We start from the raw sequence: 26353 nt of genomic DNA on the forward strand, positions 1-26353 counted from the left end.
CATGCAGTTCGGCCGCACCTACGAAGAGTTCGAGATCGGCGCCGTGTACAAGCACTGGCCCGGGAAGACGGTCACCGAGTACGACGACCACCTCTTCTGTCTGCTGACGATGAACCACCACCCGCTGCACATGGACGTGAACTACGCGGAGAACACGACGGACTTCAAGAAGAACGTCGTCGTCGGCAACTACATCTACTCGCTGCTGCTCGGCATGTCCGTGCCGGACGTCTCCGGCAAGGCGATCGCCAACCTGGAGATCGAGTCGCTGCGGCACGTGGCGCCGACCTTCCACGGCGACACGATCTACGGCGAGACGACCGTCCTCGACAAGACCCCGTCGAAGTCCAAGAGCGACCGCGGCATCGTCTACGTCGAGACCAAGGGCTACAAGCAGGACGGCACCCTCGTCTGCGTGTTCCGCCGCAAGGTGATGGTCCCGACGGCCGAGTACATCGACGCGCGCGGCGGCGAGCAGCCCGGCCGCCCGCCCGTCTCCCACCACCACCCTCAAACGGCGCCCCTGCGGGGCGACAGCGCCGATTCCGAGCTGAACGAACAGGGGAAGTAGTCATGGCGCGACTCGCCCAGACCCACGGTCTGACCGACGTCCAGCAGGAGATCCTCTCCACCGTCCGGGACTTCGTCGACAAGGAGATCATCCCGGTCGCCACCGACCTTGAGCACCGCGACGAGTACCCCCAGCAGATCGTCGACGGGCTCAAGGAGCTCGGCGTCTTCGGTCTGATGATCCCCGAGGAGTACGGGGGCCTGGGTGAGTCGCTGCTCACCTACGCGCTGTGCGTGGAGGAGATCGCGCGCGGCTGGATGTCGGTCTCCGGCATCATCAACACCCACTTCATCGTGGCGTACATGCTCAAGCAGCACGGCACCCAGGAGCAGAAGGAGTACTTCCTTCCGCGGATGGCGGCCGGCGAGGTGCGCGGCGCGTTCTCGATGTCGGAGCCGGGGCTCGGCTCGGACGTGTCGGCGATCACGTCGAAGGCGGTGAAGGACGATGGGGGCACCTCCCATTCGAGCGCAGCCGAGAATGGGGGAGAGTACGTCCTGAACGGCCAGAAGATGTGGCTGACCAACGGCGGTACGTCAACGCTGGTCGCCGTTCTCGTCCGAAGTGACGAAGGCCACCCCGAGGGCACCGCGCCCCACAAGTCGATGACGACCTTCCTCGTGGAGAAGGAGCCCGGCTTCGGCGAGGTCCGTCCCGGCCTCACCATCCCCGGCAAGATCGACAAGATGGGTTACAAGGGGGTCGACACCACCGAGCTCATCATGGACGGCCTGCGCATTCCGGCCAATCGGGTCCTCGGCGGGGTCACCGGGCGAGGGTTTTACCAAATGATGGACGGCGTCGAGGTCGGCCGCGTCAACGTGGCGGCCCGTGGTTGCGGCGTCGCGCAGCGTGCTTTCGAACTCGGCGTCCAGTATGCCCAGCAGCGTCACACTTTCGGAAAGCCGATCGCCCAGCACCAGGCCATCCAGTTCAAGCTGGCCGAGATGGCTACCAAGGTCGAGGCCGCCCATGCGATGATGGTGAACGCAGCACGCAAAAAGGACTCCGGGGAACGAAACGACCTCGAAGCAGGGATGGCGAAGTACCTCGCCTCCGAGTACTGCAAGGAGGTCGTGGAGGATGCCTTCCGCATTCACGGCGGCTACGGGTTCTCGAAGGAGTACGAGATCGAGCGGCTCTACCGCGAGGCGCCGATGCTGCTCATCGGTGAAGGTACCGCCGAGATCCAGAAAATGATCATTGGCCGCAGGCTCCTGGAGGAGTACCGCTTCCAGGGTTGATTGTCGGTTTTGAGTCGATACGGCCGCGAAGAAGATCACACCCCGTGTTCGCCTTCCGGCCGTCGACTCTGTTCCTGGCTTGCCCAGTTGCGCCCCGCAACCGATAGCATCGCCGGAAAGCCGCCGTCCCCACATCGCCAGCGCGGCATCATCCGCTACGAAGGTCATCCATGCCCCACAGCCCAAACTCTGCACACCGCGACAGCCTCAAGGGCGTACGCATCGCACGCGGAGCGTCGCCGTGGCTTCTGCCCACCGTCGCCACGGCGGCGCTGAGCCTCGCGCGCTCCGGCCGTTCGAAGCGCGCCCGGGCCATCGCCGTGCCGACCACCGCGCTCGCGGCCGGCATGCTGTGGTTCTTCCGTGACCCCGAGCGCGAGATCGCTCAGGGCCGGGTCATCTCCCCCGCCGACGGCGTGGTGCAGAGCATCATGCCGTGGAAGGACGGGCGCACCCGGGTCGCCATCTTCATGAGCCCGCTCAACGTGCACGTCAACCGTGCGCCGCTGGCCGGCACGGTGACCTCGGTCGAGCACGTCCCGGGCGGCTTCGTCCCGGCGTTCAACAAGGAGAGCGAGAACAACGAGCGCGTCGTCTGGCACTTCGACACCGAGCTCGGTGACATCGAGATGGTCCAGATCGCGGGTGCCGTGGCACGGCGCATCGTGCCGTACATCCCGCAGGGGACGAAGGTCGAGCAGGGTGACCGCATCGGCCTGATCCGCTTCGGCTCGCGGGTCGACATCTACCTCCCGGAAGGTGTCGATGTCGCCGTCGAGGTCGGTCAGACCACGACCGCGGGGGTGACTCGCATTGACCGTGATTGATCCCGACACACGGGCCGCCGACTGGGTCCCCGACGCCGAGGCGGAGGCCGCCGAGGCAGAGGAGATGCCGCTGTCGCTGAGGCTGTCCATAGCGGACGCCCTCACGCTCGGCAACGCCACGTGCGGTTTCATGGCGGTGTACTTCACCACCACGGGCATCCTCATCCCGCACCTCACCGGCAGCACGGAGACGGGCATGGCGCGCAACAGCGCCGCCACCGCCGTGATACTGATGCTGTGCGCGGCGATCTTCGACCTCTTCGACGGCATCGTGGCGCGCAAGCTCCGCAGCTCGCCGATGGGCGCCGAGCTCGACAACCTGTCGGACCTGATCAGCTTCGGTCTGGCCCCGGCGTACTTCGTGCTCGTCTACGGCATGGTCGCGGACGACGCGCAGCAGAAGGTCTCGGCGGTCGCCGCGATCGTGGTGCTGCTCGCGGTGGTCCTGCGGCTCGCGCGGTTCTCCTGCGTGACGATGAAGGACGGCATGTTCCAGGGCATGCCGAGCCCCTTCGGCGCGCTGACGGTGGTCTCGATCATCCTGCTTGAGCTGCCGTTCATCCCGACGCTGCTCGCGATCATCGGCACGGCGTGGCTGATGGTGAGCCGGGTCGAGTACCCGAAGCCGCGGGGCGTCCTCGCCGCCGCCATGCTCAGCTGGATCATCGGAGCGATGGCCATGCTGGCCGCCTGGGCCTTCGACGCCCCGGGCGGGGCGTTCCTCCTCCAGACCGGCTGTGCCCTCCAGGTCGTGCTGGGCGCCGTGATCCCCCTCTTCGCGACGGCCCGCCGAGTGAACACCTTCCGCGGCAACCGCCGCGAGATCCGGGAGGCCCGGCAGGCGGAGGCGGCGCAGCTGCGCTGACGCCGCCGGGCAGGGACGGAGGCGAAGGGCCCGGAAGCGAGAGCTTCCGGGCCCTTCGTCATGCCAGGACCTTGTAGTAGAGGGTGGTGGCCCGCAGGGTGCCGCCGGGGTCGGCGGCGTATGCCGGGATCGTGCCGGCCGGGGTCCAGCCGGCGCCCCGGTAGAGCCGCTCGGCGGGACTGCCGGTCTGGGTGTCCAGGACGAGGAGGGTGAGGCCGGTGGCGGCCGCGTGGGCCTCGGCCGCGGCAAGGAGACGGCGGCCCAGGCCCCGGCCGCGGGCGGAGCGGTGGACGAGGAGCCGGGCGATCTCGCCGCGGTGGCGGCCGTTGGCCGTGGCGGTACGCAGGAGGGTGACGGCCCCGGTCACGGCGCCGTCCGGCCCGAAGGCCGCCCACACGTCCCGGCCGTCGGCGGCCCCGGCCCACCAGACGGCCGCCTCCGCGGGCTCCAGGGGCGCCAGGAAGCCGACCGAGGCGCCGCCGTCGACGGCGTCCACGAGCAGGGCCCCGAGGGCGTCGGCGTGCGCCCGTACGGCCTCCGGGGCGAGGAGCTCGACGCGGTCGCCGGGCTCGATCCGCTTCTCCAGGCAGAGCAGGCCCGGCCGGTCGTCCCAGGGCTCGGCGTCCTCGAAGCCGAGCCGCCGGTAGAGGGCGAGGGGGCCCCGCCGCCACTCCCAGACGGTGAGCCGCACGGCCCGCGCCCCCGCCGCGGCGGCCCTGCGCAGCGCCTCGCCCATCAGCGCCCCGGCCAGCCCCCGCCCGCGGGCCTCCGGCTCCACCCACAGCCGCTTGATCTCGGGCACGGCCCCGGCCTTCAGGACCAGGCACCCGGCCGGCGCCGGCGCCCCCGGCGCGGTGGCGAGCAGGACGGTGTCGGCGGCGAAGGCGGCGGGGTCCTCGGCCTCGGCACGGCGGGCGGCCGGCAGACCGGCGGGGCCGGCCGGGGCTGCGCCCTTCTCGGTCTCGGTGGCGAGGTGGTAGGCGGTGAGCAGGGCGGGCAGGCGGGGGTGGGCGGCGTTCTCCTCGATCATCACGTGCATGACCGCAGGATCACACCGGCAGGTTTCCGCCAGGTGACACGGCGGCCGGGGAGCGCGAGGCACGGTCAGGCGGACGCGGCCAGGCGGACGCGGTCGCTCGCGCGGCCGGTCAGGAAGGAGGCCAGGGCGGTGCCCTCCTCGGTCACGGCGGCGCGTTCCGCCCGGGAGAAGGGCCGGAGGGGGGTGACGACGAGGACGGAGTCCTTCAGGGTCCAGGTGGCGGAGACCCGGCCGTCGACCAGGGCGACGCGCTCGCCGGCGACGGAGAGCCCGCGGTGGGCGTCGTCGATGATCCGGCTCCGGTCCTGGTAGCCGAGGACCGCGTTGTCGAAGGCGGGCAGGAACCGCACGGGGGCGGGGGTGTCCGGGGCCGGGCGGGGCGCGTCCGGGAGGTCGAGGAGTTCGCGGCCCCGCTCGTCGCGGAAGGCGACGAGTTCGCCGCGTGCGGCCCTGACGGCGGCGGGGAGGCCGGTCAGGCCGCACCAGGCGCGCAGGTCGGCGGAGGAGGCGGGCCCGAAGGCGGCGAGGTAGCGGCGGAGGAGGGTCTGCCCGACGGGGTCGGTGCCGTCCTCGGGAAGCGGGGGGACCTCGCGGCCCAGCCAGCCCGCGAGGGTCTGGTTGCGGACCCCGGCCCTGGCCCCCCACAGGCCGCGCGGGGGCAGCTGGGCCATCGGGACGACGCCCGCGACGAGCAGTTCGCCGAGGGCCCGGCGCGGGGGCCCGGGCCACCGGGGGGCGAGCGCCTCGACGAGTTCGGCCATGGTGCGGGGCGTGCCGTCGGCCATCACCGCGCGGCAGGCGGCGGCCAGCTCGTCCGGGTCGACCCCGGCGAGTTCGGCCCGGTAGGCGGTGAGGACCTTCTGCCGGAGCATGGCGTCGTGGCGGGCGCGCCAGGCGAGCGCGTCCTCGGCGGTGACGAGGTGGACGGTGCGGCGCATCAGGTGGGTGCGGACCACCCGGCGCCCGGTCAGGAGCTCGTCCAGGGTCTCCGGGCGGAAGTCCCGCATCCGCGACCAGAGGCCGGTGAACGGCTCCTGCGGTTCCTGCGCCTGCATCCCGCACAGGTGGGCGACGACGTCGTGGGCCGGGGCGCCGGTGCGGTCGAGGAGGAACTGGCGGGCGAGGGCGGCGCGGTTCAGGGCACGGGCGGAGAGGACGGTCATGGCCTCACGTTCCCACGGAAAGAGGACGGTTTCCGTCCTCTTTCCGTGGGTCGTCGTCCGTTTCAGGAGCGGGTCAGGGGCGGGTCAGGGCGTGTAGCTCTTCGCCGCCTCGGAGACGAAGGGCTGCCGGACCGTGCGCATGCCGCCGGGGGCCTTCTTGTCGGGCTGGAGGATGACGGAGTGGCGCGAGGAGGGGGACTTCGGGTCGCTGAAGTCGTGGGTCATGCCGAAGCCGGGGTCGTGGGCGCTCAGGATGAGGAGCGCCTTGGCGACGCCCTCCCGGCTGAGGTCCTCCTTCTGGCACGCCTTCTTCAGGATCTCGCCGAAGGCCGCCGCGGCGGTCCAGCCGGCGACGACGCCGTTGTCGAGGCCGTCGTCCGGGTAGGCGGCCGCGTAGTCGGCGGCGAGCTTCTTCGCCGCGGGGGCGTCGGCGCCGATCGGGAGGCTCGGGGAGGCGAACCAGTACATCTTCTCCAGGGCCGGGCCCGCCTGCGTGCCCAGGAGCTGGGGTGCGAAGGCCGAGTTGTTGCCGACGACGGGGACGCGCAGGCCGGTCGCGGCGGCGACGCCGACCAGGGAGGCGGCCTGGCGGGGGCCCGCGCTGACGAGCACCGCCTTCACCCCGGCCTGCTTGAGCGCCGAGACCTGCGCCGACATGTCGTTGTCGGTGGGCTTGATCTTCTGCTCGACGATGGTCAGACCGGCCTGCTCGGCGGCGTACTTCGAGCCCTTGAGGGCGTTCTCCCCGTAGTCGCCCTCGAAGTAGACGTGCCCGAGCTTGTCGCCCTTCGTGAGGCCCTTCTCGGTGACGAGGAAGTCGACGGCGTTGATCGTCTCGACGTCGTAGGTGGAGCCGAGGACGCGGATGTACGGGGAGCCGAGGAGCGAGGCCGACCAGGCCTGGGGGATCACCAGGCCCTTGTCCTGGCCGTCGACGCGCTGCTTGACGGCGGCGACGAACGGGGAGCCGATGAACTGGGCGTACCCGATGACCTTCGGCTCCAGCTCGGTGTAGGCGGCGAGCGCCTTCTGCGGGTCGTAGCCGTGGTCGCGGACGGTCAGCTCCAGCTTCCGGCCGCAGATGCCGCCGGCGGCGTTGACCTGCTTCACGTACAGCTGCTGGGCCTGGGTGACGCTCTTGCCGAGGGTGGCGTACACGCCGGTCATGTCGGTGAGCGCGCCGATCGCGATGGTGGTGTCGGTGACGCCCTCGCCGGTCTTCACCCCGCCCGCCCCGGTCTGCTCGCCGTCGCCGGTCTTCGCCTTGGAGCTGCATCCGGCGGCGGTGAGCGCGGCCAGCGTCGCGAGCGTCGCGGCGAGGCCCCGCACGGCCGCCTGTCGTCTGTGCTTCATCGTGTCTCCCCTGAGGGTCGGTGGAACGGGGTGCGCGCGACGAGCCTCGCGAGGCCGCCGGGCAGGAAGAGGACGACGCCGACGACGGCGGCGCCGTAGAGGTAGCGGGCCGCCTCGCCGGGGGCGATGCCGCCGGTGCCGGGGGCGGAGACCAGCGGCAGGGCCTCGGCGTACCGGCCGAGGAGCTGCGGAAGCAGGGCGACGAAGACCCCGCCCGCGACGGCCCCGGCGACGGAGCCGAGCCCGCCGATGACGATCATCGCCAGGTACTCCAGGGAGAGCGCCATGCCGAAGTACTCGGGCACGGTCCGCTGGAAGACCAGGGCGAGCAGGACGCCGGCGAGGCCCGCGTACATGGAGGAGAGGACGAAGACGGCGGCGCGGTGCCGGGCGACGGGGATGCCCATCACGCCGGCGGCGATCCGGTGGTCGCGGATGGCGTTCATGGCGCGCCCGGGGCGGCCCCTGAGCACCCCGCGGGCGAAGAGGACGCCGGCGAGGAGGAGGGCGAGCCCCAGGTACCAGAGCTTCTCCAGGGCGCCGAACGGCACCTGGGCGACGAGGAGTTCGGTGTCGTCGAAGGTGAGGCCGAAGAGACTGAGCGGGGGGACGGCGCGGCCGTTGTAGCCGCCGGTGAGGCCGTGGGCGTTGAAGAGGACGTGCTGGCCGATGAAGATCAGCGCGAGGGTGGCGATGCCGAGGTACGCGCCGTGCAGCCGCCCCGCGATGGGGCTGAAGATCCCGCCCGCGAGGCCCGCGAGGCCGACGGCGAGGACGGCGGCGAGCCAGCCGGGCAGGCCGAGGCCGGTGAGCCCGTCGGTGCCGTCACCGGCCAGGGCGCAGTAGCCGTAGGCGCCGACGGCGAGGAAGAAGGCGTGCCCCATGGAGAGCTGGCCGGTGGCGCCGGTGAGGAGGTTGATGCCGAGGGCGCCGAGGGCGGCGGCCATGGCGAACAGCCCGGCCTGGAGCCAGAACCGCTCCAGGTAGAAGGGGAGGGCGAGGAGCAGCAGGGCCGCGGCGGTCCAGGCGTACGCCTTCGCGGGGATCTTGAGGCGCTCAGACACGGGCGAGCTCCTTCGTGCCGAAGAGGCCGGCCGGGCGGATCAGCAGCACCACGACCATCACCAGGTACGGGGCGAGGTCGCCGATCCCGCGGCCGAGGAAGGCCAGGTCGGACTGGTAGCCGGTGGCGAGGGACTCGACGACGCCGACGATCAGTCCGCCGGCGAGCGCCCCGGTGGTGGAGTCGAGGCCGCCGAGGATCGCGGCGGGGAAGGCCTTGAGGGCGGCCAGCGAGGTGCCGCGTTCCAGGCCGGGGGTGGGGAAGACGGTGAGGAAGAGCGCGGCGACCGCGGCGAGGGCTCCGGCGACCGCCCAGGCGCCGAGCGAGACCCGGCCGAGGCGGACGCCCATGAGGGCGGCGGTCTCCTGGTTCTCGGCGGCGGCCCGCATGGCGACGCCCCAGGAGGTGTACCGGAAGGCGAGGAGGAAGGCGGTGATGAGGAGGGCGGCGGCGAGCAGGGCGGCGATCCGGGTCTGCGCGATCGTCACCGGACCGAAGGTGACGACGGCGTCGCCCCACGGGTCGCCGAGGGCGAGGATGTCGGTGCCGATGCGGCGGGTCAGCTCGGTGGCGAGGAGGATGTCGACGCCGATGGTGACGATGGCGAGGACGCTGTGGTCCGCGCCCCGGTGGCGGCGCATCACCAGGAACTCGACGGCGGCGCCGACGACGGCCGCGCCCGCGGTGCCGACGGCCAGCGCGGGCCAGAAGCCGAGCGGTTCGTGCAGGACGGCGACGAGGTAGCCGCCGGCGAGGAGCAGGGAGGCATGGGCGAAGTTGACGACCTCGGTGGCGCGGAAGATGACGACGAAGCCGAGGGCGATGAGGGCGTAGACGGAGCCCAGCGAGAGCCCGTTGATGAGGAACTCGGCGAAGGTGCTCACGCGGCGGTCTCCTCTCCGAGGTAGGCGCGGACGACCGCCGGGTCGTTCTGTACGTCGGCGGGGCTGCCGTCGGCGATGCGGCGGCCGAATTCGAGGACGGTGACGGAGTCGGCGAGCCGCATGACCAGGCCCATGTCGTGCTCGACGAGCAGCACGGAGATGCCGAGGCCGTCGCGGACGCCGGCGATGACGGCGGCGGTGCGGCGGCGTTCGTCGGCGGTCATGCCGGCGACCGGTTCGTCGAGGAGGAGCAGGGTGGGCTCCATGCAGAGCGCGCGGGCCAGTTCGGCGAGCTTCTGCTGTCCGTACGGGAGCGAGCCCGCGGGTCGCGCGAGCTGGCCGCCGAGCCCGACGAAGTCGGCGATCTCCCGGACGCGGGCCCGGTGCCGGGCCTCCTCGCGGGCGGCGGACGGCAGCCGGAGCCCGGCGGCGAGGAAGCCGGTGCGGGTGAGCCGGTGGCGGCCGAGCATCAGGCTGTCCTCGACGGTGGCGCGGGGCGGCAGGGCCAGGTTCTGGAAGATCCGGCCGACACCGAGTCCGGCGATCTTGTGCGGGGGCAGGTCGGTCAGCTCGTGCTCGCCGAGCCGTACGGAGCCGGAGGTGGCCCGGTACACGCCGGAGAGCACGTTGAAGCAGGTGGACTTGCCGGCCCCGTTGGGCCCGATGAGGGCGTGCACGGTCCCGGGCCTGACGGTGAAGTCGACGCCGTCGAGGGCGGTGAGCCCGGCGAAGCGGACGGTCAGGCTGGTGACGGTGAGGGCGGGGACGTCGGGGCGGGCGGGGCTCGCCGGGCCGTCCGGGCCGTGGGGCGGCGGTGGTGCGGTGCTGCTCATCGGTTCTCCTTGCGACGGAGGCCCTGGAGGGGGATCCGGACGGGGATCCGGGCCTCTTCGTCCCAGCGGGACAGGACGGGGTGGACGGTCCGGGCGCGGGCCCCGTCCTCGGCGGCATCCGCGTCGACGACGCCGAGATAGCGGCGGCGGACCTCGTCGGAGGCGGCGAGTTCGGCCGCCGGCCCCGAGAGGGTGACCTCGCCGACCTCCAGGACGTACGCGTGGGAGGCGAGCCGCAGCGCGAGCGCCGCGTTCTGCTCGACGAGGAGCACGGCCGTGCCCTGGGCGTTGATCTCCCGGACCGCGTCCGCGATGCGGGCCGCCATCAGCGGGGCGAGGCCGAGCGAGGGCTCGTCGAGGAGCAGCAGCTCCGGGGCGGCCATCAGGGCCCGGCCGACGGCGAGCATCTGCTGTTCGCCGCCGGAGAGCAGTCCCGCGGGCTGCCGGGCCCGGTCCGCGAGGACGGGGAACAGCTCGTGGACGCGGCGCAGGGCGGCGGCCTTCGCGGACCGGTCGCCGCGCCGGGCGAGTCCGCCGGCCCTCAGGTTGTCCTCGACCGTCATGCGGGCGAAGACCTGCCGGCCCTCGGGGACCTGGCAGACACCGGCGGCCACGACCCGGTCGGGCGGCAGCCCGTCGAGCGGCCGGCCGGCCGCGGCGACCGTGCCGGAGACCACGGCCCCGCCGTGGAACCGCAGGGTGCGCGAGACCGCCCGCAGCAGTGTGGACTTGCCGGCGCCGTTGCCGCCGAGGACGGTGACGACCGTGCCCGCGGGCACGGTCAGCGAGACGCGCCGCAGGGCGTGCACCGGTCCGTAGCCCGCCGTCAGGTCCGTCACCTCGAGGGCGGGTGCGGTACCTCCCATGACTCCCCTTTTCCCGGCCGCCGTTGTTACTCGTGCGTGCTACTCGGCCGTTCGGTGGCGCTCACCCCAGCACCGCGCCGGACCGTCCGTCCACGGCCGGCGGCGGAAACGCTGCCGGTGACCAGCGGGGCCGCCGGACGGCTGTGCACCCGCACAACACCGCGCGTCAGGGCGTTGCCGTCGGGGGCGGGGCGGTGGATGCTCCCGGCATGGGACGGCGCAGACGACGGACCGGTGACGACTGGAAGGTGCTCGCGCGGGCGTGCACGGCGCTTCTGGAGCGGGTGCCGGAGCTGGTGGACGAGCATCTGACGGAGCTGCACGCGTACGAGCCCGCCTACGGGCGGATCGTGCCGTACGACCAGCACTGGCAGGAGGCGCACGAGGCGATCCGGATCGGCATCGAGATGATCTCGGCGCCCCGGAACTCGCCCCGGCGGGACCTGGAGCACGCGGAGCTGATGGGCCGGCGGCGGGCCGAGCAGGGCATGCCGCTGGAGCTGGTGGTGCACGCGTACCGGCACGCCGGGCACCTGGTGTGGGACGCGCTGATCGAGGGCGCGGGGCCGGACGCGGCCCAGCTCGCGGCGCTGATGCAGTCGGCGACGACGGTGTGGTCGGCGGTGGACGCGCAGGCCGACCGGGCCTCGGAGGCGTACCGGGCGACGGAGGCGGAGCTGCGGCGCCGCACGGACGAGCAGCTCCAGGCGCTCCTGGACGCGCTGTTGCAGGGCGAGCGGTCACCGGAGGTGGTGGCGCGGGCGGCGGCGGGCCTGGACCTGCCGGAGCAGGGGCGGTACGCGGTGGTGGTGCTGCGGCCCGACCGGCGGGAGGAGCGGGAACCCTTCCACCGCCAGGTGCGGGCGGAGGGGCTGCGGTTCCTGTGGCGGATGCGGGCCGACTGCGAGATCGGGGTGGTGGCGCTGGCCGACGGCACGGGCCTGGACGCGCTGGCGGACCTCCTCGACGGGCGGGCCCCGGGACCGGGCGGCATCAGCCCGGTCGTCACGGGCCTCACCGAACTGGGCCGCGCCCGCCGCCTCGCCGAACTCGCCCTCCGCACCTGCCCACCCGGCACCCGCCAGGTCGTCCGCCTGGACCGCCGCATGGCCGGCGCCCTGATCGTGGGCCGCCCGGACCTGGCGGAACTCCTGGTCACCGACGTCCTGGGCGGCCTCCTCGAACTGGACCCGGCGGACCGGGCGGTGCTCCTGGAGACCCTCGACGCCTGGCTGGAGTGCGAGGGCTCGGCGGGCCGCGCGGCAGGCCGCCTCTACTGCCACCGCAACACGGTCTTCAACCGCCTCCGCCGCCTGGAACAGCTCACCTCCCGCTCCCTCTCCCGCCCGAGGGACCTCACGGAGATGACCCTGGCCCTGGACGCCTTCCGGTTGACGTCGCCGGGGTGACGGGCGGGCGTCCGGAGACGCCCGGCCCGTATGGGCTACGCCAGGAAGTCCCGCGCGATGTGCGAGGCCACTTCCTCCAGGAGGGGGCCCGCGTTCGGGATGGACTTGGCGGGGTCCGGTTCCAGGGCGGAGAGGGGGTAGGCGCGGCGGATGCCGGCCGCGCCGAGGGTCTCCGGGGGGAGGGCCAGGCGGCCGCAGACGGCGACGACCTCCTTGCCGGCCGCCCTCGCCGCCGCGGCGACGCCGGCGGGGGCCTTGCCGTGGAGGGTCTGTTCGTCGAGGGAGCCTTCGCCGGTGATGACGAGGGTGGCGCGGTCCAGGGCGGGGGCGAAGCCGAGGACCTCCAGCATCAGCTCGATGCCGGGGCGGAAGCTCGCGCCGAGGAGGAGGGCGCCGTAGCCGATGCCGCCGGCGCCGCCCGCGCCGGGGGAGGCGGCGAGCTCGGTGGCCTCGGGGCCGATCGCCTGTTCCAGGACCCGTGCGTAGTGGGCGAGGGCCGTGTCGAGGGTCTCGACGTCCTCGGGGGTGGCGCCCTTCTGCGGGCCGTAGACGGCGGGCGCGCCCTTGGGGCCGGTCAGCGGGTTGTCGACGTCGCTGGCGAGGATGAACTCGACGTCGGCGAAGCGCGGGTCGAGGCCGGAGAGGTCGGCGGAGGCCAGGTCCGCGAGGGCCGCGCCGCCGGGGCCGACGGGCTCGCCGGCCGCGTCGAGGAAGCGGGCGCCGAGCGCGGCGAGCATCCCGGCGCCGCCGTCGGTGGTGGCGCTGCCGCCGACGCCGAAGACGATCGTGGTGGCGCCCGCGTCGAGCGCGGCCCGCAGCAGCTCGCCGGAGCCGTACGTGGTGGCGGTCAGCGGGGCGAACTCCCCGGCGGGGAGGAGCTGGAGGCCCGACGCCTCCGCCATCTCGACGACCGCGGTGGTGCCGCGCAGCGCGAACGCGGCGGTGACCGGGGTGCCGACGGGCCCGGTGACCCGTACCTCACGCCGCTCGAACCCGGCCGCGACCGCGGCCGCGACCGTGCCGTCGCCGCCGTCGGCGACGGGCAGGGCCTCGACCGAGAGGCCGGGGACGACCTTCCGGAGTCCCGCCGTGACCCGCTCCGCGACCTGCACGGCCGTGAGCGAGCCCTTGAACTTGTCGGCCGCCACGAGCACGTGAGCGACCTGAGTTGCTGCTCCGTCCGTCACCTTGCATCCCTTGCTTTCGAACAGGCAGTCGCGCCAGGGCCGACCCTATCCGTCAGGGCAGACGGCGTGCCACCCCCGGATAACACCACATGTCCGACCATAGTGGGCTCACATGAGCACGGATATGAACGAGTGGCCGCCCTCCGGTCACGTACCGGAACACCTCGCCCCCGACAAGAAGGTCATCGGGATCGGGGTGGCCGCGGTCGCCGCGGTCGTCGCCTGGGCAGCACTGGCCGGGGACTCCTTCGACACCGCCTCCTCCACGGCCCTCTCCTGGGTCCTGGACAACTTCGCGTGGCTGTTCGTGGTCGCCGCGGACACCTTCCTGGTGCTGTGCGTGGTCATCGCGGTGAGCCGGTTCGGCCGGATCCGGCTGGGCGCGGACGACTCGGAGCCGGAGTTCACCAATCTGGCGTGGATCGCGATGATGTTCAGCGCCGGCATGGGCATCGGCCTGATGTTCTACGGCGTCGGGGAGCCGCTCCAGCACTTCCTGGACCCGCCGCCGGCCAGCGGCGTCCCGGCGGGCTCGGGCGCGGCGGCCCAGACGGCGATGGAGTACTCCTTCTTCCACTGGACGCTGACCCCGTGGGCGATCTACGGCATCGCCGGTCTCGCGCTCGCGTACGCGGGCTACCGCAAGGGCCGCGGCCCCCGCCTGAGCAGCGCCTTCGTCCCGCTCCTCGGCGCCCGCCGGGCCGTGTCCTGGCAGGGCAGGGTGGTCGACCTCCTCGCGGTCTTCGCGACCGTCTTCGGCACCGCGACGAGCCTGGGCCTGGGCGCGCTCCAGGTGGCGGAGGGGCTCGACATCACGATGGGCGTGGAGGACTCCACGGCCACCGAGCTGACCATCATCGGCGCGCTGTCGGCGGCCTTCGTCCTGTCGGCCTTCTCGGGGCTGCACAAGGGCGTGAAGTGGCTGTCGACCCTGAACATCGTGCTGGCCGCCTGTCTGGCGCTGTTCGTCTTCCTGCTCGGCCCGACCGTCTACATCCTGGACACGATCCCGGCCTCGGTCGGCACCTACCTGCACCAGCTGCTGCCGCTGGCGAGCCGTACCGGCGCGTTCACCGACAGTGAGTGGCTGGGCGCCTGGACGATCTTCTACTGGGCGTGGTGGCTGTCCTGGGCGCCGTTCGTGGGCACCTTCATCGCCCGGATCTCGCGCGGCCGGACGATCCGCGAGTTCCTGATGGGCGTGCTGCTCGTGCCCTCGGGGGCGACGGTGGTCTGGTTCTGCGTGATGGGCGGGACGGCGATCCGGCTGGAGTCCACGGGCGAGGCCGATCTGGCGGGGGCGGTGGCGGACGGGGTGGAGGCGTCGCTGTTCGCGATGCTGGACGCGCTGCCGCTGGGCACCATCACCTCGGTGGTGGCGATGATCCTGGTGATGACGTACTTCGTCACCAGCGCCGACTCGGCCTCCCTCGTCATGGGCTCGCTGACAAGTCGGGGGGCTCTGCACCCGCCGACGTGGCTGGTGGTGACGTGGGGCGTGCTGATGGCGTCGGTCGCGGCGGTGCTGCTCGTGGTGGGCGGCCTGGACTCGCTCCAGACGGCGACGATCCTGGTGGCGCTGCCGTTCGTGGTGGTCATGCTGGTGCTGTGCTGGGCGCTGATCAAGGAGCTGCGCGAGGACCCGGGCGCGGGCCCGGCCCGGCACCACGCCCTGCACGGCCTCGGCGACGCGGTGCGGGCCCTGGTCGGCGAGGTGATGACCGAACAGGGCCGCACCCGGCACTACCGCCTCCGCCGCGCGGCCCGTTCCCGCACCGACACGGAGGGCGACGAGCCGCCCCGGGAAGGCGGAGCATGACGTACGGCTCCGAGGGTCGCCCGACCCCGCCCGGCCCGGGCCCCGCCGGTCCGGGCCCGGCCGGCCGGCCCTCCGCCGTTCCCGCCGCCGTCGGCCAAGGCCCCACCGGCACTGGTCCCACCGACCCCGGCCTCGCCGACCGGATCCTCGGCGGCTGGACCGGGCGGATCGCCGGGAACATGCTGGGCAAGCCGGTCGAGCAGGGGGAGCACTGGACGCGGGAGCGGATCGACGCCTATCTGCGGCTCACGGACGCGCTGCCGCTCACCGACTACCTCCCGCCGCCGCCCGCCGGGGCGGAGGGCTTCGAGCTGCGGCCCGAATGGCGGCAGTGCGTGCGCGGCGGGATCCGGGAGAGCTGCCGGGACGACGACGTCGACTACACGCTCCTCGGGCTGCACCTGCTGGAGACACACGGCCCCGCCTTCACCACCGAGCAGGTGGGCGAGGTGTGGCTGCTGCGGCTGCCGTACCTCCAGACGTACACCGCCGAGCGGGCCGCGTACCGGAACCTCGCCAACGGCCTGCGGCCGCCGCTGACCGCCACGTACGACAACCCCTACCAGGAGTGGATCGGGGCGCTGATCAGGGCGGACGTCTACGGCTTGACGAGCCCCGGCGACCCGCGCCGCGCGGCCGGCCTCGCCCGCCGGGACGCCGTCGTCTCGCACACCGGCAACGGCGTGTACGGGGCGATGTGGGCGGCCGCCCTGGTCGCCGCCGCCTTCACCGCACCCGACGCCCGCTCCGCCCTGGTCACGGCCCTGGAGGTGGTGCCGCCGGGGAGCCGCCTCGCCAGGACCGTACGGGAGGCGATCGCGCTGTACGAGGCGGGGCTCGGCTGGTCGGCGGCGCTCGACGAGCTGGCGGCGCGCACGGCCGGTCTCGGCTGGATCCACGTGGTGCCGAACGCGGCGGTGCTGACCGCCGGACTGCTCTACGGCGAGGGCGACTTCACCCGCACGATCGCACTGACCGTCCGCGGCGGCCTGGACACGGACTCCAACGGCGCGACGGCCGGCTCGGTCGCCGGTGTGCTGTGCGGGGCGGCGGCGATCCCGCCCCAGTGGTCGGAGCCGCTGCGGAACCGGGTGCGCAGCGCCGTCTACGGCTTCGACGGCGTCGCCATCACCGAACTCGCCGAGCGCACCCTGCGCCTGGCCACGCCACCGGGGTGACCACGGCGCGGGATCAGCCCCCGTGGTGGGGCGGCTCCGGCGGGAGCATGTCGCCGGTGCGGTGGCCCTCGTCGCGGGAGGCGGTCCTGGCCTCCGTGCGGTGGCCGCGCGCGATGTAGTCGCGGACGACGGTCTCCACGGCGTCCTGCGGGCTGCCGACGCCCGTCAGGACCATGACTTCCACGACGAGTTCGGCGTCGAGCGCGATGTTCACCTTGGCCATGGACGCGAACCTAGCACCGGGAAACCCGGTCGCGGGAGCCGTCCGGGCGCGCCTGACCTCCCGGGCATGACCATGGTCGCGATTCTCACCGGTGCCGGCATCTCCACCGACTCGGGCATCCCCGACTACCGGGGGCCGAACGGCCTCTGGCGGCGGGACCCCGGGGCCGAACGGCTGGTCACCTACGGGCCGTACATGGCCGACCCGGAGGTCCGCCGCCGCTCGTGGCTGATGCGGCGGGAGACCTCGCTCCTGACGGCGGAGCCGAACGCGGCGCACCTCGCGATCGCCGCCTTCGAGCGGACCGGGCATGCGCTGCGGGGGATCACGCGGCATGTCGAGAACTGACGGGCTGCACCAGGCGGCGGGGATGCCGGAGCGGAAGGTGTTCGAACTGCACGGCTCCGTCCGGTCGGTGGTGTGCACGGCCTGCCACGCCCGGTCGCCGATGGCGGAGGCGCTGGAGCGCCTCGACGCCGGCGACCCGGATCCGGCGTGCCGGTCCTGCGGCGGGATCCTGAAGCCGGCGACCGTGATGTTCGGGCAGCGGCTCGATCCGGTGGTGCTCGCCGACGCGATGTCGGTGGCCAAGGCCGCCGAGGTGTTCGTCGTGGCCGGGACGAGCCTCCAGGTGCAGCCGGCGGCCTCGCTGGCCGGGATCGCGGCCGAGCACGGGGCCCGGCTGATCATCGTGAACGCCGAGCCGACCCCGTACGACCCGCTCGCCGCCGAGGTCCTGCGCGAGCCGATCGGCACGGCGCTGCCGGCCCTCCTGGAGCGGCTCCGCTAGAACAGGCGGTCCGGGCCGGTGCCCGACGCGAAGGTGCCCGACTCGAAGGCGAGCAGGCGCTGTTTGCGTTCCAGGCCGCCGCCGTAGCCGGTGAGACCGCCGCCGGAGCCGATGACGCGGTGGCAGGGGACGATGACGCTGACCGGGTTCCTGCCGTTGGCGAGGCCGACCGCGCGGGAGGCGCCGGGGTTGCCGAGGGCCTCGGCGAGTTCGCCGTACGTGCGGGTCTCCCCGTACGGGATGAGCCGGAGCCGTTCCCAGACGCGGAGCTGGAACGGGGTGCCCTCCAGGTGGAGTGGCAGGTCGAAGTCGGTGAGTCCGCCCGCGAAGTAGGCGTCGAGCTGGCGGATCGCCTCACCGAAGGGGCGGGGGTCGCGGGCGCCGAAGGTCTCCTCGGGCGGGCGGTGGCGCTGGCCGGTCATGTGGACGCGGCTGAGGACGCCGTCGACGGCCACCAGGGTCAGCGGCTCGTAGGGGCTGTCCACGACCGTGTGCACGACGGTGCGGGGCATGGCGGAACTTCCTTAGGCGGGGAGGTGGTTGATCGGGTGGCTGTCGGTCGCCCACAGGTACTGGACGGCGTAGGCGCGCCAGGGCGCCCAGTGGGCGGAGCGGGCGGTGAGCGCGGCGGGGGTGGCGGGCAGGCCCAGGTGTTCGGCGGCGCGGCGGACGCCGAGGTCGCCGGGGAGGAAGGCGTCGGGGTCGCCGAGCGCGCGCATGGCGATGACCTCGGTGGTCCAGGGGCCGAAGCCGGGCAGGGCGAGCAGCCGGGCGCGGGTCTCCGTGCGGTCCGTGCCGGGGCCGAGGGCGAGGTCGCCGTCGGCGAGGGCCCGGACGAGGGTGAGGAGGGTGGTGCGGCGGCTGCGGGGCAGGGCCAGGGTCTCGGGGTCGAGTCCGGCGAGCGCGTCGGGGGTGGGGAAGAGGTGGGTGAGGCCGCCCTCGGGGTCGTCGACGGGGACGCCGTGGGCGGTGACGAGCCGGGCCGCGTGGGTGCGGGCGGCGGCCGTGGACACCTGCTGGCCGAGGACGGCGCGGACGGCGAACTCGGCCGGGTCGACGGTGCCGGGGACGCGCCGGCCGGGCGCCTTGTCGACGAGCGGGGCGAGCAGCGGGTCGGTGCGGAGCCGGTCGTCGACGGCGGCGGGGTCGGCGTCGAGGTCGAGGAGGCGGCGGCAGCGGCTGATGGCGTGGGTGAGGTCGCGGGGGTCGGTGAGGGAGAGCCGGCAGGCGATGTGGTCGGGGCGCGGGGCGAGGGCGACGATCCCGTGCCCGTACGGGAGGGCGAGGGTGCGCCGGTAGGCGCCGTCGCGCCACTCCTCGACGCCGGGGACGGCGGTGGCGGCGAGGTGGCCGAAGAGGTTCGACGGTTCGAGCGGGGCCCGGAAGGGCAGCCGGAGGCCGATCACACCGGGTGTGTGGGGTGCGGCGGGGCGGGCGGCGCGGGCGCGGAGTTCGCCGGGGGTGAGGGCGAAGACCTGGCGGACGGTGTCGTTGAAGGAGCGGATGGAGGAGAAGCCGGCGGCGAAGGCGATCTCGGCGAAGGGCAGCGCGGTGGTCTCGACGAGCGTGCGGGCGGTCTGGGCGCGCTGGGCGCGGGCCAGGGCGAGCGGGCCCGCGCCCAGCTCGGCGAGGAGCTGGCGCTCGATCTGCCGGGTGGACCAGCCGAGCCGGCGGGCGAGGCCGGGGACGCCCTCCCGGTCCACGACCCCGTCCTGGATCAGCCGCATGGCGCGGGCGACCGCGTCGGCCCGCGCGTTCCACTCCGGGGAGCCGGGGCTGGTGTCGGGCCGGCACCGCTTGCAGGCCCGGAACCCGGCCCGCTGGCAGGCGGCGGCGCTGGGGTGGAACTCCATGTTCTCGGGCTTGGGCGGGACGGCCGGGCAGCTGGGCCGGCAGTAGACCCGAGTGGTGCGGACGGCGGTGAAGAAGACGCCGTCGAAGCGGGCGTCCCTGGACTGGACGGCCCGCACACAGCGCTCGGTCTCGGTGTGCATGGATCCAGGATCGGGGACGGGCGGGCCCGGGGCTGGCAGAAAAACGACAGGGACGTTCAGTCGGAGACCGGCACGGTCCGGTAGTGGGTGGTGAGCCGGCCCTCGCCGTCGAGGACGTGGAAGGCGACCCCGGGCGGGGTGTCCAGGTGGACGTACGGGCTGTCGGGGCCCGGGTGCTCCCAGGGCAGCCGGATGGTGGAGACCACACCGGGGGCGACGAGCAGCGGACGGCCCGCGAAGGTGGTGGCGGCGGCGGTGTGGGCGTGCCCTGCGAGGAAGGCGGTGAGGTGCGGGTGCCGGTCGGCGAGCGCGGCGAGCCGCTCCTCGCCGAACTGGCGGATCTCGTCGACGTACGGGGTGTTCAGCGGGACCGGCGGGTGGTGGAAGGCGACGAGGACGGGGGTGTCGTGCGGGGTGTCGGTGAGGACGCGGTCGAGCCGCTCCAGGGTCCCGTCCTCCAGGTACCCGTCGTGTTTGCCGGGGATCGAGGAGTCGCAGACGGCGAGGACGAAGCCGTCGCCGCGCAGGACCTGGTCGACGGGGGCGGTCGGGGCCGGGTCGCCGTCCTCGCGGAGCAGCGGTCCGAGGCCGGCCCGGAAGGCGGCGCGGTCGTCGTGGTTGCCGGGGCAGACGACCAGCGGGTGGCGGCTCGTGAGGAGTTCGCGGGCGCGGTCGTACTCGGCGGGGTCCGCGTGGTCGGCGATGTCGCCGCTGACGAGGACGGCCGCCAGGTCGTACGGCAGCTCCTCCAGGTGGCGCAGGACGGCGCGGGTGCGCGCGGCGGCGCGCTCCCCCGCGTCGATGTGGACGTCGCTGAGGTGGGCGATGACGATCACGTACGGGCCTCCGGCGGTCGGGGTGGGCGGCGGTTCGGGCGGGGTGAACGGTGGTTCGCCCCGGCCGACCGTACGGTGATCATGTGCGGTCGCGTAAGGGCCACTTGGGGGGCAGTGGCCCGCCGGTCACTCGAAGCGGGTGGGGTCCCCGGCGCCGACGCGGACGACCTCGGGCTCGCCGCTGGAGAAGTCGACGACGGTGGTGGGGACGGTGCCGCAGTCGCCGGAGTCGAGGACGGCGTCGACCTGGTGGTCGAGCCGCTCCTTGATCTCCCAGCCCTGGGTCAGCGGCTCCTCCTCGTCGGGCAGGAGGAGGGTGGAGGAGAGCAGGGGTTCGCCGAGTGAGGCGAGCAGCGCCTGGGTGACGACGTGGTCGGGGATGCGGACGCCGACGGTCTTCTTCTTGGGGTGGAGGAGCTGGCGGGGCACCTCCTTGGTGCCGGGCAGGATGAACGTGTACGCGCCGGGGACGGCGGCCTTCACGGCGCGGAAGACCCGGTTGTCGACGTGCACGAGCTGGCCGAGCTGGGCGAAGTCCGCGCACATGAGGGTGAAGTGGTGCCGGTCGTCGAGGCGGCGGATCTCCCGGATGCGGGTGAGGCCCTCGTGGTTGCCGATCCGGCTGCCGAGGGCGTAGCAGGAGTCGGTGGGGTAGGCGATGAGCCCGCCCTTGCGGATCGAGTCGGCCACGCCGTCGATGATGCGCGGCTGGGGGTTCTCGGGGTGCACGTCGATGTACTTCGCCATGGGGCGAGTCTAGGTTCCGCGACCGGCCCGGTCGTCGAGGTCTCTGAGGTGGCGCCAGACGGCCTTGGCGGCGTTGTGCCCGGACATGCCGTGGACGCCGGGTCCTGGCGGGGTGGCGGAGGAGCAGAGGAAGACCGCCGGGTGCGGGGTGCGGTAGGGCCACGGGGAGAGGGTGGGGCGCAGGAGGAGCTGGAGGCCGCGGGCGGCGCCGCAGGCGATGTCGCCGCCGATGTAGTTGGCGTTGCGGGCGGCGAGTTCGGGCGGTCCCGCGGTGGCGCGGGCGAGGATCCGGTCGCGGAAGCCGGGGGCGAAGCGCTCGATCTGCCGCTCGACGGCGTCGGTGAGGTCGCCGCGCCAGCCGTTGGGCACGTGCCCGTACGCCCAGAAGACGTGCTTGCCCTCGGGCGCGCGGCTCGGGTCGACGAGGCTGGGCTGGGCGGTGATGAGGAACGGCGTGTCGGGGGCGGTGCCGGAGGACGCCTGGCGCAGGGCGGTGTCGATCTCGCGGGCGGTGGGCCCGACTTGCACGGTGCCGGCCCGGCGGGCGGCCTCGGCGGTCCAGGGCACGGGGCCGTCGAGGGCGTAGTCGAGTTTGAAGGCGGAGGCACCGTACGTGTAGTGGGCGTAGTGGTGGGCGCCGAAGCCGGTGATGCGGGCGAGGGCGGTGGGCGAGGTGTCGAAGAGGTAGGTACGGGCGGGCGGCAGGTCGTCGAGGCGCTTGACCTCGTAGCCGGTGTGGACGGTGCCACCGAGCTCGGTGAGGTACGCGGTGAGGGCGTCCGGGATCGCCTGGGAGCCGCCCCGGGGCACGGGCCAGCCGACGGCGTGCGCGGCGAGCGCGAAGACGAGGCCGACGGCGGAGGTGGCGATGCCGTCGAGCGGGGCGATGACGTGCCCGACCAGGCCGGCGAAGAGAGCGCGGGCCTTCTCGTCGCGGAAGCGGCGCAGCAGCCAGGTGGAGGGCGGCAGTCCGGCGAGGCCGAAGCGGGCGAGGGTGACCGGGTCGCGGGGCAGCGCGGTCAGCGGCAGCTGCATGAAGTCCCGGGCGAGCGTGTCCCACCGGCCGAGGAAGGGGGTGACGAGCCGCCGGTAGGCGCCGGCGTCGCGCGGGCCGAGGGAGGCGGCGGTCTCGGCGACGGAGCGGGAGAGGACGGCGGCGGTGCCGTCGTCCCAGGGGTGGGCCATGGGCAGGTCGGGGTGGAGCCACTCCAGGCCGTACCGGTCGAGCGGCATGGTCCGGAAGACGGGCGAGCCGGCGCCGAGCGGATGGACGGCGGAGCAGGGGTCGTGGCGGAAGCCGGGGAGGGTCAGCTCCTCGGTACGGGCTCCGCCGCCGACGGTCTCCTTCGCCTCGAAGACGGCCACGGAGTGGCCGCGGCGGGCCAGCTCCACGGCGGCGGTCAGTCCATTGGGCCCCGCCCCCACGACGACGGCATCGAGCAGCGACGTCACCTCGGACTCCTCCCGTCGGCCGACGACTCGGCAGGCCCAGGATAGGCCCGCTCCCGCCGCCGCCGGCGCGGCCCCTGGGGAGGGCCGGATTCCGCTGCGGGCGGCGGTACATGGCCCCGCGTCAGGCCGGGGCGCGCCGGTTCGCGGCGGCGCCCCGCCTCCGGTGGGTGACGGTGCGTCGGCGCCGGGCGATCCCGCTGGTGGCCACGCCCCGGTATCCGCCCCGGTATCCGACGGCCCGGCTCGTGACCGCCCGGCTCGTGACCGCCCGTCGATGCCCGGTGGGCTCCCCGGCTCCTGACCACGGGTCAGTCCCCTGCGGGGCCGGTGGCGAGCAGGGCTCGGATCCGTTCGGCGGTGGCGGCGTCCCTGGCCGCCGTGAACGGCAGGGTGTTGCCGCCGGTGATGCGGAACGGCTCGCCGGTGACGGTGGTCTGCGCGCCGCCCGCCTCCGTGACCAGCAGCAGGCCGGCCGCGTGGTCCCAGGCGTACTCCCAGTTGAAGGCGACCGCGTCGAGTCGGCCGACGGCCAGCGACAGGTACTCCAGGCCGGCCGAGCCGCACGGCCGGGGCCGGACGCCTTCGGTGTGGAGGCCGAGCAGGGCCCGCTTCTGCTCGGGGGTGGTGTAGTCGGGGTGCGAGGTGGCGACCTCCAGGACCGCGCCCGGTGCGGGCGAACCCGACCGGATCGGCGAACCGTTCAGCGTCGCGCCGCGGCCCTTCACCGCGACGGCCAGCTCGTTCCTGGCCGGGGCGTAGGTCCAGGAGGCGAGGAGTTCGCCGTGGCGGGCGAGGGCGACCAGCATGCAGAAGTCGGGTTCGCCGTGGACGAACTGGCGGGTGCCGTCCACCGGGTCGACGATCCACACGGGCGCGTCGCCGCGCAGCGCCCCGTACCGCTCCGGGGCGGCGTGGACGGCCTCCTCGCCGACCACGACGGAGCCGGGCAACAGGGCCGTCAGCGCCTCGGTGAGATGCTCCTCGGCGGCCCGGTCGGCGACCGTCACCAGGTCGTACGGCCCCTTCTTCTCGACGATCTCGTGGGCGGCGAGCTGCCGGAAGCGCGGCATGACCTCCGCCGCGGCCGCCTTGCGGACCGCCTCCTCCACCTCGGTCGTGCCGCCGTCGAGGACGTGCTCAAGGAAGGATTCGATCATGAGTCCAGCTAAGCACGTGGGTCCGACAACGGGTACGGTCCTGCACCGGTCCGGGAGAAGAACACCGGGCATACGCGCCAGGAGTACGCTTCGAACGGTTCCACCCCTTACCGAGAGGCGGGTCGGTCCGGTGCACGGCGAGTACAAGGTCCCCGGCGGGAAGCTGGTCGTCGTCGATCTCGACGTGGCTGACGGGGCGCTGGCCCGGGTCCGCGTGGCGGGCGACTTCTTCCTCGAACCCGACGAGGCGATCCTCGCCATCGACCGGGCCCTGGAAGGCGCCCCCGCCGACACCGACGCCGCCGGGCTCGCCGCCCGCGTCGACGCGGCGCTGCCGCCGGGCACCCGGATGTACGGCCTGACCAGCGAGGGCATCGGGGTGGCGGTCCGCCGGGCGCTCGCGCACGCCACCGACTGGACCGACTACGACTGGCAGCTCGTCCACGAGCCGCCGCTCTCCCCCGCCCTGCACATGGCGCTCGACGAGGTGCTCACCGCCGAGGTCGCGGCCGGCCGCCGGCCGCCGACCCTGCGGGTCTGGGAGTGGGGCGCGCCCGCCGTCGTCATCGGCAGCTTCCAGTCGCTGCGCAACGAGGTGGACCCGGAGGCCGCCGAGCGGCACGGCATCCAGGTGGTGCGCCGGATCAGCGGCGGCGGCGCCATGTTCGTCGAGCCCGGCGACACCATCACGTACTCGCTGTCGGTCCCCGACGCGCTGGTGCAGGGCCTGTCCTTCGCCGACAGTTACGCCTACCTCGACGACTGGGTGCTCGGCGCGCTCGGCGACATGGGCGTCAGGGCCTGGTACCAGCCGCTCAACGACATCGCGACCGAGGCCGGGAAGATCGCGGGCGCGGCGCAGAAGCGCGTGGTGGCCGGCGAGGGGGCGGTGCTGCACCACGTGACGATGGCGTACGACATCGACGCCGACAAGATGACCGAGGTGCTGCGGATCGGCCGCGAGAAGCTGTCCGACAAGGGCACCAGGAGCGCGAAGAAGCGCGTCGACCCGCTGCGCCGTCAGACAGGCCTGCCGCGCGAGGCGGTCGTCGAGCGGATGGTCGACTCCTTCCGGCGGCGGTACGGCCTGACGGAGGGCCAGGTGACGGAGGAGGAGCTGACCCTCGCCAAGGAGCTGGCGGAGTCCAAGTTCTCGTCCCCCGAGTGGACCGCCCGGGTCCCCTGATCCGAGGTGCCCCGCGGAGGGGAACTCCCCGGACGGGTGACCTCCCGCGTACCGGCTCGTTGACGTCGTGGACACGCTGCGTCGACGGCCACGGAGGGCACATTGGGACGGGTGAGAGCACTGACGGCGGCGCTCCTGGGGATGTTCCTGGCGACTGCGCCGGTCGCCCCGCGCGAGGCGGGCGCGATCGTCGGCGGCCGGGAGGCGGCTCCGGGGGCGTACCCGTACGTGGCGGCTCTGGTCGACGTCGAGCGCCACCGGCAGTTCTGCGGCGGCGCCCTGATCGGCCCCCGGCACGTCCTGACGGCCGCGCACTGCCTGACCGGCGGGTACGCCGACACCCGCCGGGTCGCGGTGCTCCTCGGCGCACACGACCTGCGGACGGCGACGGAGTCCCGGTACGCGCGCGTGGCCCGCCCGGCCCGCTTCACGCTCCACCCCGGCTACGACCGCCGCACCCAGCACGACGACCTCGCCGTGATCACCCTGACGGCCCCGGTCCGCCCCGACGCCGGCGTGCGCCCCGTCGCGCTCCCCGACCCTGGCGAATCGTTCACCCACACCCAGCTTGAGGCCGTCGGCTGGGGCGCGACCGCCTTCGGCGAGGGCCCCTCCCCCGTCCTGCGCACGGTCACCCTCGACGCCCTCTCCAACCCCGCGTGCGCCCTGCGCGGCGCCGACCGTCTCACCCCGGCCCAGCTCTGCACCTGGACGCCGGGCCGCGACACCTGCGTGTACGACTCCGGCAGCCCCCTCGTCCACCGCGACCCCGCCGGCCGCCCCGTCCTGGCCGCCCTGGTCTCCTACGGCCGCGGCTGCGCCACGGACTTCCCGGCGGTGAACACCAGGATCACGGCCCACCTTCCCTGGATCGAGCACCACACCGGCGTCCGGCCGCCTGCCGCCTGACCTCTGCCCGGGGAAGCGCTGCCTGGAGAACCGCTGCCTGGAAATACAGAAAGACCCCAGATCGACTGGGGTCTTCGCTGGTGTCCGAGGGGGGACTTGAACCCCCACGCCCGATAAAGGGCACTAGCACCTCAAGCTAGCGCGTCTGCCATTCCGCCACCCGGACAAGGTGTTGGCCGCCTGCTTGTTTCCTCGCGGCGACGAACATCAATCTACCAGGTGTTCGAGGTGCTTCTCACCCACGTTTCCGGTGGTCAGAGCGGTCGGGGGGAGAGGGGTGGGCCGGGCGGGGCCGCTGCCGCACCGGCGGGGCGAATGTGGGCAGCGGCGGAGGAGAGCCGCTGTGCGGCGGCCCAAGCCTGCGAGGAGGCGGTGTGCCATGACAGCGGCAGTCTCGGAGGAGCTGTGGAACGAGTTCCACGCCGTGGTCAACATGACGTCGCGTGAGCTGGAGGACTGGCTGCGCACCTCGGCGGCCGGCGAGGAGACGGAGGAACCGCCGCCGCACGCCGGGAACATCACGGGCCGGCAGGTCCTGGCCGTCCTCGGCAAGCGTCCCGGCGACCTGACGGACTCGGACGCGCGGGTGATGCGGCGGGTGGTCGACATCGTCCACGAGCAGCGCGGCCCGGAACCGCGCGCCACGGCGGGGGACGCCCGGTGGCGGCACTCGATGATGGACATCGGCCACGACCCGTTGAAGCCGGGCTGACGTCCCTGGTGTGGAGGGTCCGGGGGGTGGGGTGGGCCGTGTCTCC

At 73.7% G+C, this 26353-nt stretch carries 25 protein-coding genes, 1 tRNA gene and 2 pseudogenes; 11 read left to right on the forward strand and 17 right to left on the reverse strand.

Annotated elements, in window-relative coordinates; genetic code table 11:
• The first annotated feature begins 1 nt into the window (after position 1).
• The 4 genes from QK442_RS09650 to pssA all read left to right on the forward strand — a co-directional run bounded on the left by QK442_RS09650 (position 2) and on the right by pssA (position 3507).
• A complete protein-coding gene (locus QK442_RS09650; RefSeq protein ID WP_282693461.1) occupies positions 2–571 on the forward strand; it encodes a MaoC family dehydratase in 570 nt (189 codons plus the stop codon).
• 2 nt (positions 572–573) lie between these two features.
• Entirely contained in the window at positions 574–1815 is a 1242-nt protein-coding gene (locus tag QK442_RS09655; protein ID WP_282693462.1) for an acyl-CoA dehydrogenase family protein, read from the forward strand.
• Between the two features lie 170 nt (positions 1816–1985).
• Positions 1986–2642, forward strand: coding sequence for a phosphatidylserine decarboxylase (locus tag QK442_RS09660; RefSeq protein WP_282693463.1), 657 nt, complete (start codon positions 1986–1988; stop codon positions 2640–2642).
• A complete protein-coding gene (gene pssA / locus QK442_RS09665; protein ID WP_282693573.1) occupies positions 2635–3507 on the forward strand; it encodes a CDP-diacylglycerol--serine O-phosphatidyltransferase in 873 nt (290 codons plus the stop codon). The genes QK442_RS09660 and pssA overlap by 8 nt, the downstream gene beginning before the upstream one ends.
• 58 nt (positions 3508–3565) lie before the next feature.
• On the opposite strand, the gene QK442_RS09670 is transcribed toward pssA, so the two are convergent.
• The 8 genes and pseudogenes from QK442_RS09670 to QK442_RS09705 form a co-directional block, all read right to left on the reverse strand.
• The gene (locus tag QK442_RS09670; protein WP_282693574.1) at positions 3566–4009 is read right to left on the reverse strand and encodes a GNAT family N-acetyltransferase; all 444 of its coding nucleotides are present in this window, start codon (positions 4007–4009) and stop codon (positions 3566–3568) included.
• Between the two features lie 102 nt (positions 4010–4111).
• A pseudogene (locus tag QK442_RS09675) lies at positions 4112–4546 on the reverse strand (GNAT family N-acetyltransferase); the annotation flags it as partial.
• A 65-nt stretch (positions 4547–4611) separates the two neighbouring features.
• Positions 4612–5709, reverse strand: a complete 1098-nt coding sequence (locus QK442_RS09680; RefSeq protein ID WP_282693464.1) for a winged helix DNA-binding domain-containing protein — start codon at positions 5707–5709, stop codon at positions 4612–4614.
• A gap of 84 nt (positions 5710–5793) precedes the next feature.
• Positions 5794–7062: an ABC transporter substrate-binding protein gene (locus QK442_RS09685; protein ID WP_282693465.1), complete on the reverse strand. Its 1269-nt coding sequence runs from the start codon at positions 7060–7062 to the stop codon at positions 5794–5796.
• Entirely contained in the window at positions 7059–8126 is a 1068-nt protein-coding gene (locus QK442_RS09690; protein WP_282693466.1) for a branched-chain amino acid ABC transporter permease, read from the reverse strand. Before QK442_RS09690 ends, QK442_RS09685 begins: the two co-directional genes overlap by 4 nt.
• Positions 8119–9009, reverse strand: coding sequence for a branched-chain amino acid ABC transporter permease (locus QK442_RS09695; protein ID WP_282693467.1), 891 nt, complete (start codon positions 9007–9009; stop codon positions 8119–8121). Before QK442_RS09695 ends, QK442_RS09690 begins: the two co-directional genes overlap by 8 nt.
• The gene (locus QK442_RS09700; protein WP_282693468.1) at positions 9006–9842 is read right to left on the reverse strand and encodes an ABC transporter ATP-binding protein; all 837 of its coding nucleotides are present in this window, start codon (positions 9840–9842) and stop codon (positions 9006–9008) included. The genes QK442_RS09695 and QK442_RS09700 overlap by 4 nt, the downstream gene beginning before the upstream one ends.
• Entirely contained in the window at positions 9839–10708 is an 870-nt protein-coding gene (locus tag QK442_RS09705; protein WP_282693469.1) for an ABC transporter ATP-binding protein, read from the reverse strand. The genes QK442_RS09700 and QK442_RS09705 overlap by 4 nt, the downstream gene beginning before the upstream one ends.
• Positions 10709–10917: 209 nt before the next feature.
• Here QK442_RS09705 and QK442_RS09710 point away from each other — a divergent pair, with 209 nt between their 5' ends.
• Complete coding sequence (locus QK442_RS09710; protein ID WP_282693470.1) at positions 10918–12117, forward strand: helix-turn-helix domain-containing protein; 1200 nt, start codon at positions 10918–10920, stop codon at positions 12115–12117.
• 35 nt (positions 12118–12152) lie between these two features.
• Here the strand turns inward: QK442_RS09710 and QK442_RS09715 are convergent, their stop codons facing one another.
• The gene (locus QK442_RS09715) at positions 12153–13304 is read right to left on the reverse strand and encodes a glycerate kinase (RefSeq protein WP_282693471.1); all 1152 of its coding nucleotides are present in this window, start codon (positions 13302–13304) and stop codon (positions 12153–12155) included.
• A gap of 112 nt (positions 13305–13416) precedes the next feature.
• On the opposite strand from QK442_RS09715, the gene QK442_RS09720 reads away from it, so the two are divergent.
• Positions 13417–15123, forward strand: coding sequence for a BCCT family transporter (locus QK442_RS09720; RefSeq protein WP_282693472.1), 1707 nt, complete (start codon positions 13417–13419; stop codon positions 15121–15123).
• Positions 15120–16301, forward strand: coding sequence for an ADP-ribosylglycohydrolase family protein (locus tag QK442_RS09725; protein WP_282693473.1), 1182 nt, complete (start codon positions 15120–15122; stop codon positions 16299–16301). The genes QK442_RS09720 and QK442_RS09725 overlap by 4 nt, the downstream gene beginning before the upstream one ends.
• Before the next feature lie 13 nt (positions 16302–16314).
• On the opposite strand, the gene QK442_RS09730 is transcribed toward QK442_RS09725, so the two are convergent.
• Positions 16315–16524, reverse strand: a complete 210-nt coding sequence (locus tag QK442_RS09730; RefSeq protein ID WP_282693474.1) for a type II toxin-antitoxin system VapB family antitoxin — start codon at positions 16522–16524, stop codon at positions 16315–16317.
• 66 nt (positions 16525–16590) lie between these two features.
• On the opposite strand from QK442_RS09730, the pseudogene QK442_RS09735 reads away from it, so the two are divergent.
• Positions 16591–17314 (forward strand): annotated as a pseudogene (locus QK442_RS09735) (Sir2 family NAD-dependent protein deacetylase).
• Here the strand turns inward: QK442_RS09735 and QK442_RS09740 are convergent.
• The 6 genes from QK442_RS09740 to QK442_RS09765 form a co-directional block, all read right to left on the reverse strand.
• Positions 17311–17826: a methylated-DNA--[protein]-cysteine S-methyltransferase gene (locus tag QK442_RS09740; protein ID WP_282693475.1), complete on the reverse strand. Its 516-nt coding sequence runs from the start codon at positions 17824–17826 to the stop codon at positions 17311–17313. The pseudogene QK442_RS09735 and the gene QK442_RS09740 sit on opposite strands and share 4 nt — an antisense overlap.
• Positions 17827–17838: 12 nt before the next feature.
• A complete protein-coding gene (locus QK442_RS09745; protein ID WP_282693476.1) occupies positions 17839–19308 on the reverse strand; it encodes a DNA-3-methyladenine glycosylase 2 in 1470 nt (489 codons plus the stop codon).
• 56 nt (positions 19309–19364) lie between these two features.
• On the reverse strand, positions 19365–20144 hold the full coding sequence (locus QK442_RS09750) for a metallophosphoesterase (protein ID WP_282693477.1): 780 nt from the start codon (positions 20142–20144) through the stop codon (positions 19365–19367).
• Positions 20145–20270: 126 nt separating this feature from the next.
• On the reverse strand, positions 20271–20891 hold the full coding sequence (locus tag QK442_RS09755; protein ID WP_282693478.1) for an L-threonylcarbamoyladenylate synthase: 621 nt from the start codon (positions 20889–20891) through the stop codon (positions 20271–20273).
• Positions 20892–20900: 9 nt separating this feature from the next.
• Positions 20901–22343, reverse strand: coding sequence for an NAD(P)/FAD-dependent oxidoreductase (locus QK442_RS09760; protein ID WP_282693479.1), 1443 nt, complete (start codon positions 22341–22343; stop codon positions 20901–20903).
• 308 nt (positions 22344–22651) lie between these two features.
• A complete protein-coding gene (locus QK442_RS09765) occupies positions 22652–23500 on the reverse strand; it encodes an inositol monophosphatase family protein (RefSeq protein ID WP_282693480.1) in 849 nt (282 codons plus the stop codon).
• A gap of 130 nt (positions 23501–23630) precedes the next feature.
• Here QK442_RS09765 and QK442_RS09770 point away from each other — a divergent pair, with 130 nt between their 5' ends.
• A complete protein-coding gene (locus tag QK442_RS09770) occupies positions 23631–24686 on the forward strand; it encodes a biotin/lipoate A/B protein ligase family protein (protein ID WP_282693481.1) in 1056 nt (351 codons plus the stop codon).
• A gap of 111 nt (positions 24687–24797) precedes the next feature.
• Positions 24798–25595: a serine protease gene (locus QK442_RS09775; RefSeq protein ID WP_282693482.1), complete on the forward strand. Its 798-nt coding sequence runs from the start codon at positions 24798–24800 to the stop codon at positions 25593–25595.
• Positions 25596–25673: 78 nt separating this feature from the next.
• Here the strand turns inward: QK442_RS09775 and QK442_RS09780 are convergent.
• Positions 25674–25761 (reverse strand) — tRNA-Leu (locus QK442_RS09780).
• Between the two features lie 213 nt (positions 25762–25974).
• On the opposite strand from QK442_RS09780, the gene QK442_RS09785 reads away from it, so the two are divergent.
• Complete coding sequence (locus QK442_RS09785; protein WP_282693483.1) at positions 25975–26307, forward strand: DUF3140 domain-containing protein; 333 nt, start codon at positions 25975–25977, stop codon at positions 26305–26307.
• Positions 26308–26353 lie beyond the last annotated feature (46 nt).

Origin of the sequence: Streptomyces sp. CC208A (genome assembly GCF_030010625.1) — a bacterium.
In the GTDB taxonomy this organism is placed as follows: Bacteria; Actinomycetota; Actinomycetes; order Streptomycetales; family Streptomycetaceae; genus Streptomyces.

Excerpts from the sequence above, each read along its gene's own strand:
- QK442_RS09650 (WP_282693461.1), top strand. The coding sequence starts at position 2 with ATGCAGTTCGGCCGCACCTACGAAGAGTTCGAGATCGGCGCCGTGTAC.
- QK442_RS09655 (WP_282693462.1), top strand. The coding sequence starts at position 574 with ATGGCGCGACTCGCCCAGACCCACGGTCTGACCGACGTCCAGCAGGAG.
- QK442_RS09660 (WP_282693463.1), top strand. The coding sequence starts at position 1,986 with ATGCCCCACAGCCCAAACTCTGCACACCGCGACAGCCTCAAGGGCGTA.
- QK442_RS09680 (WP_282693464.1), bottom strand. The coding sequence starts at position 5,709 with ATGACCGTCCTCTCCGCCCGTGCCCTGAACCGCGCCGCCCTCGCCCGC.
- QK442_RS09685 (WP_282693465.1), bottom strand. The coding sequence starts at position 7,062 with ATGAAGCACAGACGACAGGCGGCCGTGCGGGGCCTCGCCGCGACGCTC.
- QK442_RS09700 (WP_282693468.1), bottom strand. The coding sequence starts at position 9,842 with ATGAGCAGCACCGCACCACCGCCGCCCCACGGCCCGGACGGCCCGGCG.
- QK442_RS09705 (WP_282693469.1), bottom strand. The coding sequence starts at position 10,708 with ATGGGAGGTACCGCACCCGCCCTCGAGGTGACGGACCTGACGGCGGGC.
- QK442_RS09710 (WP_282693470.1), top strand. The coding sequence starts at position 10,918 with ATGGGACGGCGCAGACGACGGACCGGTGACGACTGGAAGGTGCTCGCG.
- QK442_RS09720 (WP_282693472.1), top strand. The coding sequence starts at position 13,417 with ATGAGCACGGATATGAACGAGTGGCCGCCCTCCGGTCACGTACCGGAA.
- QK442_RS09725 (WP_282693473.1), top strand. The coding sequence starts at position 15,120 with ATGACGTACGGCTCCGAGGGTCGCCCGACCCCGCCCGGCCCGGGCCCC.
- QK442_RS09730 (WP_282693474.1), bottom strand. The coding sequence starts at position 16,524 with ATGGCCAAGGTGAACATCGCGCTCGACGCCGAACTCGTCGTGGAAGTC.
- QK442_RS09740 (WP_282693475.1), bottom strand. The coding sequence starts at position 17,826 with ATGCCCCGCACCGTCGTGCACACGGTCGTGGACAGCCCCTACGAGCCG.
- QK442_RS09745 (WP_282693476.1), bottom strand. The coding sequence starts at position 19,308 with ATGCACACCGAGACCGAGCGCTGTGTGCGGGCCGTCCAGTCCAGGGAC.
- QK442_RS09755 (WP_282693478.1), bottom strand. The coding sequence starts at position 20,891 with ATGGCGAAGTACATCGACGTGCACCCCGAGAACCCCCAGCCGCGCATC.
- QK442_RS09765 (WP_282693480.1), bottom strand. The coding sequence starts at position 23,500 with ATGATCGAATCCTTCCTTGAGCACGTCCTCGACGGCGGCACGACCGAG.
- QK442_RS09785 (WP_282693483.1), top strand. The coding sequence starts at position 25,975 with ATGACAGCGGCAGTCTCGGAGGAGCTGTGGAACGAGTTCCACGCCGTG.